The sequence below is a fragment of the Candidatus Planktophila sp. genome (assembly GCF_046070465.1).
Lineage (GTDB): Bacteria > Actinomycetota > Actinomycetes > Nanopelagicales > Nanopelagicaceae > Planktophila.
This window is the reverse complement of sequence record NZ_JBJTMK010000125.1, coordinates 1-13135: the sequence shown is the minus strand read 5'-3', so window position 1 is coordinate 13135 and position 13135 is coordinate 1. Positions and strand designations below refer to the sequence as shown.

Below are 13135 nucleotides of genomic sequence, written 5' to 3'. Positions count from 1 at the left end.
ACCTCCTCTCCGTGACGAGTTCTGAGCAATCCCAACGCAAGCGCGATGGCCTTCTGCGCGCGGCAATGCTCGAACGCGTCATCATCGCCGACGGCGCAATGGGAACAATGCTGCAGGCCGCAAATCCGACGCTCGACGACTTCCAGAACCACGAAGGCTGCAATGAAATTCTCAATATCACCCGGCCAGACATCGTTCGTTCAGTGCACGATGCGTACCTCTCTGTTGGCGTAGATGCTGTCGAAACAAATACCTTTGGAGCAAACTGGGCAAACCTTGCGGAGTACGGAATTGAAGATCGCATCTACGAGCTTGCATACGCTGGCGCAAACATTGCACGAGAAGCAGCTGATGCATTTTCGACTTCAGAGAAACCACGTTTCGTTCTTGGTTCACTTGGTCCAGGGACAAAACTTCCTACTCTTGGACATACCACCTACAGCCATCTCAAAGAAGCTTACAAAATCGCATCTCAAGGTCTCGTAGATGCCGGCGCCGATGCACTTCTCATTGAGACTACTCAGGATCTTCTCCAAGCGAAAGCCGCTGTCAATGGTGCACGAGAAGTACTGGACTCGCTTGATCGTGATGTAATTTTGATTGCACAGGTCACCGTCGAAACAACAGGCACAATGCTTCTAGGCTCCGAAATCGGAGCAGCCCTCAATGCACTTGAACCGCTCGATATCGATCTCATCGGATTGAACTGCGCAACTGGTCCTGCTGAGATGTCAGAACATCTTCGCTATCTATCAAAGAATGCTCAGGTTGCAATTTCTGTGATGCCAAATGCTGGACTTCCAATTCTGGGTCCTGATGGTGCCACCTATCCGCTCTCAGCCAAAGATCTTGCAGAAGCTCTCAGTACCTTCGTCAATGACTATGGCCTTTCGCTCATAGGTGGATGTTGTGGAACTACACCGGATCATCTTGCAGCAGTTGTAGAAAAGATTTCCAACCGAACTCCAAAGGTCCGTAACGTCGAAGCAGCGCCCGGAGTTTCATCGCTCTATCAGTATGTACCTTTCGATCAAGATGCGTCATACCTTGCTATTGGTGAGCGCACCAATGCCAATGGTTCCAAAGCATTCCGAGAGGCACTCGTTGCCGAAGATTGGCAGAGTTGCGTAGAAATCGCTCGTGATCAAATTCGCGATGGCGCTCACGTTCTCGATTTGAGCGTTGACTATGTTGGTCGCGACGGCGCGCGCGATATGCAGGAAATTGCTTCACGTTTTGCGACGGCATCAACTCTACCTATCATGCTCGACTCCACTGAACCCAATGTTCTTAAAGCTGGACTTGAATCACTGGGTGGTCGATGCGTTATCAATTCCGTCAACTATGAAGATGGAGATGGACCCACATCGCGCTTTGCGCGCATCATGCCGCTAGTCAAAGAACATGGATCGGCCGTTGTAGCCCTCACGATTGATGAAGAAGGTCAGGCACGAACCGCCGAATGGAAGGTACGGGTTGCTACTCGCCTCATTGAAGATCTCACCTCAAACTGGGGAATTGCCATGGGTGACATCATGATTGATGCATTGACCTTCCCAATCGCGACTGGACAAGAAGAGACTCGTCGCGATGGACTTGAAACTATCAATGCCATCAAGACCCTCAAAGAAAAGTTCCCTGCGGTACAGACAACGCTCGGCGTCAGTAACGTCTCATTTGGCCTCAATCCGGCTGCTCGTGTCGTGCTCAACTCTGTCTTCTTACATGAATGTGCGCAGGTTGGGCTTACATCCGCAATCGTTCATCCATCAAAAATTATGCCAATTGCACGTATTGAGCCGCGACAACTAGAGGTTGCGCTCGATCTTATCTATGACCGCCGCACATTCGACGGCGATCAATGCACTTACGATCCGCTATCAGAATTTCTGCAGCTCTTTGAAGGAGTCGAATTAGCAGCTTCACGTCAGACACGTGCGGCAGAGCTCGCGGAACTTCCATTGGAAGAACGCCTTCAGCGACGGATTATCGATGGTGAAAAGGTTGGCTTGAGCGATGATCTTGACACTGCAATGGCACAAGGAGTGAAGCCACTTGCCATCATTAACGACCATCTCCTCGAGGGCATGAAGGTTGTCGGCGAACTCTTCGGTAAAGGTGAGATGCAACTGCCCTTTGTTCTTCAGAGCGCAGAGGTCATGAAGACAGCAGTTGCTTATCTTGAACCTTTTATGGAGAAGACTGATGAAGGCGGTCGCGGCACTATGCTGCTTGCAACCGTCAAGGGCGATGTTCACGACATCGGAAAGAACCTTGTCGACATCATTCTCTCTAACAACGGTTACCGCGTAGTCAATATTGGTATCAAGCAGACTGCTAACCAGATTATTGATGCAGCGCTCGAAAATGATGTCGATGCAGTTGGCATGAGCGGCCTTCTTGTGAAATCAACCGTTGTCATGAAGGAGAACCTCGAGGAGATTACGGCGCGAGGTTTAGACCAGAAGTGGCCGATTGTTCTTGGGGGAGCAGCTCTTACTCGCGCATTCGTCGAAGAAGATCTCTCATCTGTCTTCCCTGGGGAAGTTCGTTATGCGCGTGATGCTTTTGAAGGTCTTCGCCTTATGGATGCGATTATGGCGGTAAAGCGGGGTGAACCTGGAGCAACGCTCCCGGAATTACGTCAACGTCGAGTAAAGCCAGTCTCTCGTAACGCCGATATCGCTACAGACGATACGACGCGGAGCGATGTTGCAGTTGATATTGAAATTCCTTCCGCACCATTCTTTGGCTCACGTATCGTCAAGGGAATTCCTCTCGCTGACTACGTTGGCATGCTCGATGAACGCGCACTATTTGTAGGCCAATGGGGCCTTAAGGGGGCACGTGGAGAATACGAGAAGATGGTGGAAGAAGAAGGACGCCCACGCCTTCGCGCACTTCTCAATGAAGTTCAATCTAATGGTTGGCTCGAGGCAGCCGTTGTCTACGGATACTTCCCATGTGTCAGCGATGGTAATGACCTCGTGATTTTGCACCATGAAGGACCACTCAAAGGTCAAGAACGCACACGTTTCTCCTTCCCTCGTCAACGTCGAGATCGCAGACTCTGCATCGCAGACTTCTTTGCCGCTAAAGATTCAGGTAAGACCGACGTTGTTGCATTCCATGTAGTGACCATGGGAAATACCGTCAGCCAAGCCGCTAATAAATTGTTTGAGGCTAATAATTATCGCGAGTACCTCGAGCTTCACGGTCTCTCCGTACAACTTACCGAAGCGCTTGCAGAGCACTGGCACGCTCGCGTGCGCGAAGAATTCTCTCTTCGAGATCATGATGCACCAGATCTACAAGGAATTCTTGATCAGGGATACCGTGGATCGCGTTACTCATTTGGTTATCCGGCATGCCCCGATATCGAACAACAAGTGCAACTCTGCGAGCTTCTAGAGCCAGAGCGTATTGGCGTCAACCTATCGGAAGAGTTCCAGCTTCATCCAGAGCAGTCAACCTCTGCGATTATCGTGCATCACCCAGAAGCAAAGTACTTCAACGCAAATTAATTGTGTGCGGGGCAGATGTTCTTAAATGAACACCAATCGCAGAGCCGGCTCTTCTTAGTGGGAAAGAAATCTGTATCTATTGCGGTCAAGATCTCGTCACCGATATTGCGCACAATGCGTTCGGTAGCCTCGAGTTCCTTCTCGCTGGGCGAACTCTTTACCGTCTTTCCATCACCCAAATAGAGCAATTGAAGTAACCGGGGAAGCACGCCCTCGTTGCGCCAATACAAGAGTGCATAGACTCGCAATTGAAAGAGCGCTTTCTCCTCCCATCCAGGTTTAGGTGCCTTTCCAGTTTTATAATCGACGATACGTACTTCGCCCGTTGGTGCTATATCTAAACGATCTACATAGCCATGGAGATAAATCTGATCTGTGAAATTCTGCTCCAAGTGAAGTTCGCGATAAGAGGAATCAAAAGCGGTGGGATCTTCAAGTCCAAAATATGATTGCAGGAGCGATGATGCGCGATCCATCCACTCTTGCTGGCTTGTAATGAGCTCAGCCAACTCTGGTTTCTCTGTCAGCTGCTTCTCCCACGCGTGAGGAAGAATTGAGAGTGCGCTTTCATGGTTGCGTTCTGCACGTGGAAGTTCAAAGAGATCCTCCAAAACAGCATGCACCAATTTTCCGCGTTCTGCATCGAGGCTAATTTGCTCAGGGAGATTGAGAATTGCACGATATTTATAGAGCTGCGGACAGTTGGTGAAATCATTGACGCGGCTGGGGGAGAGACGTAACTGGTCCATATCGCGACCCTAACCCGTCATATGTAGGACGTAGGCGTTATCTCGCCTAAGATGCTCCACGTGTCTCAGACTCCTCATCAAGGTAGCGGCTACTTCAAAGCCGGCGATCGAGTTCAGCTCACCGATCCCAAAGGAAAGCTCTATAGCTTCACGATTACGCCCGGCAAGGAGTGGCACACACATAAAGGGTGGATTACTCACGATGACCTCATCGGATTGCCTGAAGGCTCTGTCGTCAGCACAACCGCTGGCCTGAAATTCACCGCATTTATTCCTCTACTGGCAGATTATGTTCTTTCGATGCCTCGTGGCGCCACAATCGTCTATCCCAAGGATGCAGCGATGATCGTTGGTGTAGCTGATATCTATCCTGGTGCTCGAGTTCTCGAAGCAGGCGTAGGAAGCGGCGCACTTACTCTGTCACTTCTGCGCGCTGTCGGAAGAGATGGTTTTGTGCATAGCGTCGAGCGCCGGGATGATTTTGCGAAGATAGCCTCGGCCAACGTTGCTGATTATTTTGTAGAAACACCGAGCAATTGGAAGCTCGATGTCGGTTCAGTTCAGGATCAAGAATTTTCTGAAGGATTCGATCGAGTTGTTCTCGATATGTTGGCGCCATGGGAGTGTGTGGCAATGGCTGCAGAAGTGCTGCGCCCGGGTGGCGTCTTCCTGGCCTACGTTGCAACCACAACACAGCTTTCAGCGACCGCAGAGGCGCTCAAGGAAGATGGTCGATTTACTGAGCCAGAAAGCTCAGAGACTATGGTTCGTGGATGGCACCATGAAGGACTTGCTGTACGACCACAGCAGCGCATGATTGGCCACACAGGTTTTCTGATTCAGTCACGACGTATGGCACCAGGTGTCGATGTGCTTCCGCGACGCCGACGTCCAGCAAAGGGCGCATACGGTGTCTCGGAAGAGTGAGAGGCTAGTTAACCTCACCATCGCACTACTTGCCACAAAGAGATATCTCACCAAAGCTGAGATCTTTAAGAACGTAGCTGGTTACTCAGGAGACCCTGAGGCTAAAGATCGTATGTTCGAACGAGATAAGGAAGACCTTCGCTCACTCGGTATCAATATAGAGCTCGGAACCTTTGATCCTCTCTTCGAAGATGAGGCCGGTTATCGAATCAAGCCCGAACATTATGCACTTCAACTTTCGGATCTTGATGCAACCTCCATTGCACTTCTTTCCCAGGCGAGCAAACTCTGGCGTGAAGCTGCGCTCGGTAGTTCTGCTCAATCCGGACTTCGCAAATTGAAATCACTCGGAATAGATTCCGATATTGACGCAATCGTCAATATCACTTCAATTCCCGGTGACGTTCCCGAACAGATTGCAGAGCTCATTGAGGCTATCACAGAGAAGCGCGTGGTCGCTTTTGAATATCGCGGCGAGGATCTCTCTATCTCTCTTCGAACTGTTGAGCCCTATCGACTCTCAAACTCACGCGGATATTGGTATCTCATCGCTATGGATAAAGCCAAGGAAGGGCTTCGCACTTTCCGGCTAGATCGCTTCGCATCCGCAGTCTCCGTTAAGGGAAATGCGGGTGCCTTCACTGTTGATATAGAAGCTCTCGATGCCATGGAACTTCGTGAATCAGATGATGTATCGGTAGCGCGAGTTGCAATCCGAAAGGGAAAGGGCGCCACCCTGCGCTCAGAAGCCACTGTAAGCGAACTCGATGCAGAATGGGATGTGGCTGAAATTCAGTATCGAAGTGATGCTCAGATTATTCGTGAAGTTCTCTGGGCAGGGGAGAATGCATACATTCTTGAACCGGTGGAATTACGCGCAAAGATTGTCTCGATCCTGAACAAGGCGGTGGCCAATCATGGCTAAATTAACTGCGCCGATACAAGAGGTTTCACGACTGCTCGATTTAGTTCCCTATCTCTCGACACATTCTCACATCTCACTGAAGGAACTTGCTACCGAGTTTAATGTCACTGAGAAGGAGATGGCGAATGAACTTACCGCCCTCTCTATGTGTGGACTACCGGGATATACCCCTTACGAATTGATTGAAATTTTCTTCGACACTGGTTTTGTTACCATCAATAACCATGAGGCATTAGATATTCCTCGAGCACTTACCTCTCTAGAGGTGGCGTCGCTTCTCATTGGTCTGGAAATTCTTCGCGATAGCGCAGCCGATCACGATTGCCGAGTGATTGCCACGATCGATGAGCTCATCGCACAATTGCGTAGTCTCATCGGTGAGTCCATTGAAGTTCATAACTCAGAGAGCACCGCCCATCTTGCAGCTATTCATAAGGCAATCGCATCACGTCAAGTTGTCGAGTTGAACTACCTCTCGCCAGTTAAGGATGAACTCACGATTCGCACTGTGGATCCACTTGAGGTATACGTTGAGAACGGTCACACCTATCTCATAGCCTTCTGTCACATGCAGAATGGCCAGCGCAACTTCCGTCTTGATCGAATTCAATCGCTCACAATTCTCGCGACTCCGGCGAGCGCCAGAACAATTGCAGAGTCGAAAGAGGAAGTTGGCGAGGTTCTCTTCAAGGTCAGCGGCTCAGAGAGAGCCATAGCCGAACTGCTCGGAGTCTCAGATATCCCTCGCGGGGGAGAGCTCGCCATTGAGATCTTCTCTCCGCAATGGGTTCGTAGGGCCGTAACGGCCTATTCTCCCGATTTGGCACTTCTCAAGCCGGCGCAACTTCGCCAGGAAATATCAAGTGACTTGGCCAATATTCTCGCCCTCTACGCTCCATAGAGCGCTTACTTGCGATAGCGTGTGCCCGTAAAGAACGTACTACTTCACCTCAAGGAGCCACTGACATGCCATTCCTACGCGAGCCAAGCCACATTCTTCTGCTTCTCATCGTCGTCACTGTTCTCTTTGGCGCTAAGCGTCTTCCTGATTCAGCTCGCTCTTTAGGTCGCTCTATGCGCATCTTCAAGTCTGAAATGAAGGAGATGAAGAGTGACGAGCCTGGCGATACTGGCAAGAGCGAAGACTCTTCAGAGAAGTAATCTCTTATGGCGACCCCAGATGGCGGTCGCATGCCGCTTATCGAACATTTACGCGAGCTGCGCCGACGTGTAGTGAAATCTTCCATCGCAATCATGGTGGGATTTGTCTTTGGTTGGATTCTCTATAACCCAATTATCACGAAGTTAGCCGAACCTGTCTGCGACCTCAAGAAGGCGCAGCAGCAGGGGGCAACACATTGTGGTTCGCTCTACATCAACGGCGTCCTCGGTCCCCTCAATCTGCAGATTAAGGTCGCTCTCCTTACGGGAGTGATAGTGATGGCGCCGATCTGGCTCTATCAGCTCTGGGCCTTTATCGCACCTGCTCTTCACCGCAAGGAGAAGCGAAACTCCATCGCATTCTTTGTTGCAGCGACCCCCTTCTTCGCAGCTGGTGCAACTCTCGGTTACATCATCCTTCCGATCGCTATACGAGTTCTCTTTGGCTTTACCCCTAATGCTCTCTCGAACCTTGTGAAGTTCGACGATTACCTTGATTTCGTTCTTCGCGTCATTCTTCTCTTCGGAATCGCCTTCGAACTTCCTGTCTTCTTGGTGACCTTTAACTTCATCGGCTTCTTAAGCGGTAAGGCCATCCTCAAACCGTGGCGTCTTTGGATTTTTGGTATCACTCTCTTTATCGCAGGCTTCACGCCTAGTGCTGATCCACTATCAATGTTGCTGCTCGCAGTTCCGTTGATTGCTCTCTACTTTATGGCAGGCGGTATCGCACTTCTCAATGACCGCAGACGTGCAAAGAGTTTCAAAGAGAGCGAAGGCGGTGAAGGAGCGATTCTTCCGGCAGCTCCGATCGAGTCGGCAGCTCCAATCGATCAACCAGATACATAAGGAGTTTGTCGTATGTGGCTGATTGCGATCAACCCTCATTCCGGAAACGGGAGAGGGGCTATCGTTGCATCTCATGTCACATCTTTTCTCGCTTCTGCTGGCGTTGATTACCAATCTCTTGCTGCTAGTAGCGCAGAAGAACTGCTTCGATTACTCTCCAATGAACTCGATTCATCGAAGTATCAAGGTGTAATCGCGGTCGGGGGAGATGGCTTGGCTCATCTCGTATTGCAAGTGTGCGTACCTCGACATGTGCCATTTGCAATTGTTCCAGCCGGTACAGGCAATGACTTTGTGCGAACTCTGGGGTGGTCTCTGACGGATATTGAGCCCCTTCTCAGACGAGTTATTTCATCCCAACCAGCTCCAATCGATCTCGGAAATGTAGATTCCGAATGGTTCGGAGCAATCCTTTCGACAGGATTTGATTCGGTCGTCAACGAACGTGCAAATAAGTTGAAATGGCCTAAGGGACCTCAGCGCTATAACGTCGCTATCGCCCTCGAACTTCCAAAGTTCAGGCCCATCGAATATGAGATTACCTGCGATGCCAAGACCTTTTCTACTAAGGCCATGTTAGTTGCGATTGGCAATGGAAAGTCCTACGGGGGTGGCATGAATGTTTGTCCTCAAGCTCAACTTCATGATGGCCTCTTTGATGTTGTCATCCTCGAACCCGTAAGCAAGGCGGAATTCATAAAGACTTTCCCGAAGGTGTATTCGGGTTCTCATATCCATCATCCGCAAGTGCGCTCGATGCGAGCCAATAAAGTCACTATTTCCGCAAGCGCCGTCGCATATGCCGATGGTGAACGAATCGGAGCTGCACCAATTTCAGCTGAATGCGTCAAGGATGCGGGACTCACATGGATTCTGTAGCCACTCCTGCCGAGCGTTACGCAGCCGCAAAGAAGCGTTCGTCTCACCCACTTACAAATGACTTCATTGCGCAATTTGATTTCGGTTTCGATGAATTTCAAATTGTTGCCTGCCATGCAGTGGAAGATGGCAGAGGGGTCCTTGTTGCCGCTCCCACCGGTGCCGGAAAGACTGTCGTAGGAGAATTCGCTGCTTTTAGTTCGCTGGCACGAGGCAAGAAGTGTTTTTATACAACACCTATCAAGGCGCTCTCCAATCAAAAGTATCACGAGTTCGTAGCGCGCTTTGGTGAAGATCGCGTGGGACTTCTCACCGGTGATACTAATATCAATTCAGATGCGGACATCATGGTGATGACCACAGAAGTCTTGCGCAATATGTTGTATGCCAATTCATCGACCTTGCTTAATCTTGGCGCAGTGGTGATGGATGAAGTTCATTACCTTGCAGATAAATTCCGTGGCGCTGTCTGGGAGGAAGTTCTTATCCACTTGATGGAGAGCGTCCAAGTAATCTCTCTTTCAGCGACAGTCAGTAACGCAGAAGAGTTCGGTGAATGGCTGGGTGAAGTTCGTGGCCAGACAGATGTCATCGTCAGCGAAGTTCGCCCCATCCCGCTCTATCAACATGTCTTGATTGGCAATCGCCTTATCGACCTCTTTAGCGAACCAGGCCGAGTCAACCCGGAAATTCTCGGGCTAGAACGTCAGGCGCTAAAGCGTGTTCGAACCCCACGACATAGAAGAGATCGCTTCTCCAATGAAGAAGACCGCCTCAGCCGTGATGAGGTGATCGATAAGTTGCAGCGTGAGAATCTTTTACCAGCAATTACCTTTATCTTCTCACGTGCGGGATGCGATGCGGCCGTCAAGCAGTGTCTGCAAGCGGGTATCAAACTGACAAATGCAGAAGAGCGTCTTGCGATTATTAATACCGCAACTGCATACACACAGAACATAGCTGAGGAAGATTTAGAGGTTTTGGGTTATCGAGATTGGTTATTAGCACTTGAGCGCGGAATTGCCGCTCACCATGCGGGGCTGCTTCCGAGTTTTAAGGGTGCAGTGGAAGATCTCTTCCAACGAGGATTAGTGAAGGCTGTCTTTGCGACTGAGACGCTCGCACTGGGAATTAACATGCCAGCGCGAACAGTTGTCTTAGAGAAGTTAACCAAGTGGAATGGCGAAGGTCATGTCTCTATAACGCCAGGGGAGTACACACAGCTCACAGGTCGCGCTGGTCGTCGCGGAATCGACATAGAGGGTAATGCGGTCGTTTTATGGTCTCCTACTGTTGATTCAGCCACTGCCGCCGGTCTTGCATCAACACGTACCTATCCATTGAGATCCTCTTTCACGCCTTCATACAACATGTCCATCAACCTAATTGCACGATTTGGTCGCGAGCGGGCACGCACAAGTCTTGAATCATCTTTTGCTCAGTTCCAAGCAGATCGTGCTGTTGTCGGACTGGTGAAGCAGATTCGCAAGAATGATCTAGCAGCTAAAGAGCAACTGGATATGGCTGTTTGTCATCTTGGTAACTTTGAAGAATATGCGAGTATCCGCATGGAGATTAAGGATACTGAACGACTTCTCAGCAAACGTGACGGTCGACGTACATTCGATAATCGTCAACGTCAGCATATGGAAAATGAACTCGATAGATTGCGCCGTCAATTGCGCCAACATGAGTGCCATTCATGTAACGACCGGGAAACACATGCACGATTTGCCGAGCGTGCCGCTCGTTTGAATCGCGAGTCAGCTGGGTTACGTGAACGTGTAGAAAATCGCACACATGTGATCGCGAAAACTTTTGATCGCATCTGCGATGTCTTGAATCATCTGGGATATATTGAGGGTGAGAAGCCGCTTGAGCAAGGAAAAATTCTTGCCAAGATTTATGCTGAATCAGATCTTTTACTCACTGAGACCATAAGAAATGGAGTACTTGATGACCTGGCAGCGCCCGAACTCGTCTCAGTAGTCTCTACAGTGATCTATGAAAGTCGTGGCAGTGAAAACTATTCGCCAAAGATGCCGCATCAAAATGTTGCTAATGCGCTTGCTTCGATTGCCTCTATCTGGAGCCAATTAGAAGATATCGAAGAGGACTTTGGTGTTCAGACTCAGAAGGAACCTGACTTTGGTTTCTGTTATGCCTCATACCGCTGGGCCAGTGGTCACTCACTGAGTAGTGTGCTCAAGGGCAGTGATATGACAGTCGGAGATTTCGTACGTAATATGAAGCAGCTCATAGATTTACTGACTCAAATTTCTGGCGCTTCAGATAAATTGCGACCTCAGTGTAAAGAAGCAATAAAGCGCATCGATAGGGGAGTGGTCTCGTATATGGTGAGCGAATTATGACTCTCATGCTTCTTGACAGTGCATCGCTCTGGTATCGCGCTTACTATGGCATGCCAGATACCTTGCTTTCACCTTCTGGAATGCCTGTCAATGCAATCCGAGGATACCTCGATATGACAGCTCGATTGGTTTCTATGTATTCACCAAATCGCTTAGTTGCATGTATCGAAGGGGATTGGCGACCTTCATGGCGCGTTGATCTCTGGCCTGATTACAAGGCGAATCGTCTCGAGGTAGATAGCGATGAAGAGGAAGAGCCGGAGACTCTCACGCCGCAGATCCCTGTCTTGCTTGATCTTATCGATGCCTTTGGTATTCCTATGGTGGGCGTCGACGATTACGAAGCCGATGATGTCATGGCTACCTTTGCTACACATGAGAAGGGGCCGATTCGCGTTGTAACTGGAGATCGCGATCTCTTCCAGCTTGTTGATGATAAACGCGATATCAAGGTTGTCTACCTCGCAAAGGGAATCACCAATCACGATCTAGTCGATACCCAGTTCGTAGCTAATAAGTACGGAATCCCAGGTGATCGTTATGCACTCTTTGCCATGTTCCGCGGCGATCCTTCCGATGGCCTACCCGGTGTTAAGGGTATTGGTGAAAAGGGTGCGGCTCTCATTGCAAACCATTTTGCCACCACAAATGAAGCACTCGCTGCTGCTCAAGCCGGGCACGAAGCTCTACCTGCTGCGCTTGCTAAAAAGATCATCGCAGGCGAGGAGTACCTCAAAATTGCTCCAACTCTTGTTCATTGCGCAAGAGATGTCGCATTGCCCTCTATGGATATCGCAATGCCGAAGAAGCCCACAGATCTCTCTCAGATTTACCAGATGAAGGAAGAGTACGGTCTTGGCGCAAGCGTGGATCGTCTGATTTCTGCTCTCGGTTGGTAATGAAAGGTTTACTTCTCACCTCTCTTGCAGCGCTTCTTTACGCCTTAAGTTTTGAACCTGTTGCAATCTGGTTCTTTGCACCGATTGCGTACGCACTTCTTTTCTGGGTTCTTAATAGTTTCCAGCGCAAGATAGTTCACGTATCCCTCTTCGCTTTTCTATCAAATCTGGTGATTCTCTCGTGGACCAATTCATTTGTTGGATCGATTCCATGGATTCTTCTCTCTCTGCTTCAAATTATCTATATTCTTCCCTTAGGGTTCTTCGCTAGAAAATCCAGAAGCGCTCCACTCTTCATCTTCTTGGTTTTGCTGAGCGAATCTCTCAAGTCACGAATCCCTTTCGGAGGTTTCGCCTGGACTCGAATCGCATTTTCACAAATCGACTCTCCATACTCTCCGCTCGTGAGTGTGGTTGGTATTACCGCGCTTTCGGGAATCACTCTTCTGGTCTCATATCTTCTCCTTCATCCCAATAGAAGAATTGCGCTCTTGCTCTTTACTTTGTTCGTGGCCTCGCAATTAGCGCCTACTAGCTCACACTCCGTCGATTCGCTCAATGTTTTAGCGATACAAGGGGGAGTACCTGAAAGGGGTTTGAATTTCAATGCCCGAGCACAGGCTGTGCTGGACCTCCATATTAAAACGTCTTTACGTGATCGAGACGGTAGTGAGGATTTGATCATCTGGCCTGAAAATGCGATAGATGTGGATCCACTAAAGAACATCGTCGCGGAGAGAAAGTTAAATGGAATCGATCCAACAAATGAATTGGTCCACGACAGAATCACTAGATTTGATAGAAAAGCGAAGAGGGATACGTGAACTATCTTGCGCTGGAAACTATTAAG

The 13135-nt window shown here is 49.5% G+C and carries 10 protein-coding genes and 1 pseudogene; 10 read left to right on the top strand and 1 reads right to left on the bottom strand.

Annotated elements, in window-relative coordinates; translation table 11 throughout:
- Window positions 1-65 precede the first annotated feature (65 nt).
- Entirely contained in the window at window positions 66-3524 is a 3459-nt protein-coding gene (gene metH / locus ACKOVI_RS05630) for a methionine synthase (RefSeq protein WP_509603138.1), read from the top strand.
- On the opposite strand, the gene ACKOVI_RS05625 is transcribed toward metH, so the two are convergent.
- Window positions 3521-4273, bottom strand: a complete 753-nt coding sequence (locus ACKOVI_RS05625) for a RecB family exonuclease (RefSeq protein WP_509603108.1) — start codon at window positions 4271-4273, stop codon at window positions 3521-3523. The genes metH and ACKOVI_RS05625 overlap by 4 nt on opposite strands.
- Window positions 4274-4333: 60 nt before the next feature.
- Here ACKOVI_RS05625 and ACKOVI_RS05620 point away from each other — a divergent pair, with 60 nt between their 5' ends.
- From ACKOVI_RS05620 to ACKOVI_RS05580, 9 genes and pseudogenes are all read left to right on the top strand, one after another.
- Window positions 4334-5200 (top strand): tRNA (adenine-N1)-methyltransferase, encoded by an 867-nt coding sequence (locus ACKOVI_RS05620; protein ID WP_509603107.1) that lies wholly within the window; start codon window positions 4334-4336, stop codon window positions 5198-5200.
- On the top strand, window positions 5184-6125 hold the full coding sequence (locus ACKOVI_RS05615; protein WP_509603106.1) for a helix-turn-helix transcriptional regulator: 942 nt from the start codon (window positions 5184-5186) through the stop codon (window positions 6123-6125). Before ACKOVI_RS05620 ends, ACKOVI_RS05615 begins: the two co-directional genes overlap by 17 nt.
- Entirely contained in the window at window positions 6118-7026 is a 909-nt protein-coding gene (locus tag ACKOVI_RS05610) for a helix-turn-helix transcriptional regulator (protein WP_509603105.1), read from the top strand. The genes ACKOVI_RS05615 and ACKOVI_RS05610 overlap by 8 nt, the downstream gene beginning before the upstream one ends.
- A gap of 65 nt (window positions 7027-7091) precedes the next feature.
- Window positions 7092-7262 (top strand): annotated as a pseudogene (gene tatA / locus ACKOVI_RS05605) (Sec-independent protein translocase subunit TatA); the annotation flags it as partial.
- Between the two features lie 30 nt (window positions 7263-7292).
- Window positions 7293-8135 (top strand): twin-arginine translocase subunit TatC, encoded by an 843-nt coding sequence (tatC, locus tag ACKOVI_RS05600; protein ID WP_509603103.1) that lies wholly within the window; start codon window positions 7293-7295, stop codon window positions 8133-8135.
- Between the two features lie 12 nt (window positions 8136-8147).
- Window positions 8148-9014, top strand: a complete 867-nt coding sequence (locus ACKOVI_RS05595; protein ID WP_509603102.1) for a diacylglycerol/lipid kinase family protein — start codon at window positions 8148-8150, stop codon at window positions 9012-9014.
- Entirely contained in the window at window positions 9002-11386 is a 2385-nt protein-coding gene (locus tag ACKOVI_RS05590; RefSeq protein WP_509603100.1) for a DEAD/DEAH box helicase, read from the top strand. The genes ACKOVI_RS05595 and ACKOVI_RS05590 overlap by 13 nt, the downstream gene beginning before the upstream one ends.
- The gene (locus ACKOVI_RS05585; protein ID WP_509603099.1) at window positions 11383-12285 is read left to right on the top strand and encodes a 5'-3' exonuclease; all 903 of its coding nucleotides are present in this window, start codon (window positions 11383-11385) and stop codon (window positions 12283-12285) included. Before ACKOVI_RS05590 ends, ACKOVI_RS05585 begins: the two co-directional genes overlap by 4 nt.
- Window positions 12285-13109 (top strand): hypothetical protein, encoded by an 825-nt coding sequence (locus tag ACKOVI_RS05580; protein ID WP_509603098.1) that lies wholly within the window; start codon window positions 12285-12287, stop codon window positions 13107-13109. The genes ACKOVI_RS05585 and ACKOVI_RS05580 overlap by 1 nt, the downstream gene beginning before the upstream one ends.
- Window positions 13110-13135 lie beyond the last annotated feature (26 nt).

What these genes read in the sequence shown, in the direction of transcription:
- metH (WP_509603138.1), top strand. Translation starts at nt 66, where the DNA reads ATGCTCGAACGCGTCATCATCGCCGACGGCGCAATGGGAACAATGCTG.
- ACKOVI_RS05625 (WP_509603108.1), bottom strand. Translation starts at nt 4,273, where the DNA reads ATGGACCAGTTACGTCTCTCCCCCAGCCGCGTCAATGATTTCACCAAC.
- ACKOVI_RS05610 (WP_509603105.1), top strand. Translation starts at nt 6,118, where the DNA reads ATGGCTAAATTAACTGCGCCGATACAAGAGGTTTCACGACTGCTCGAT.
- tatC (WP_509603103.1), top strand. Translation starts at nt 7,293, where the DNA reads ATGGCGACCCCAGATGGCGGTCGCATGCCGCTTATCGAACATTTACGC.
- ACKOVI_RS05595 (WP_509603102.1), top strand. Translation starts at nt 8,148, where the DNA reads ATGTGGCTGATTGCGATCAACCCTCATTCCGGAAACGGGAGAGGGGCT.
- ACKOVI_RS05590 (WP_509603100.1), top strand. Translation starts at nt 9,002, where the DNA reads ATGGATTCTGTAGCCACTCCTGCCGAGCGTTACGCAGCCGCAAAGAAG.
- ACKOVI_RS05585 (WP_509603099.1), top strand. Translation starts at nt 11,383, where the DNA reads ATGACTCTCATGCTTCTTGACAGTGCATCGCTCTGGTATCGCGCTTAC.
- ACKOVI_RS05580 (WP_509603098.1), top strand. Translation starts at nt 12,285, where the DNA reads ATGAAAGGTTTACTTCTCACCTCTCTTGCAGCGCTTCTTTACGCCTTA.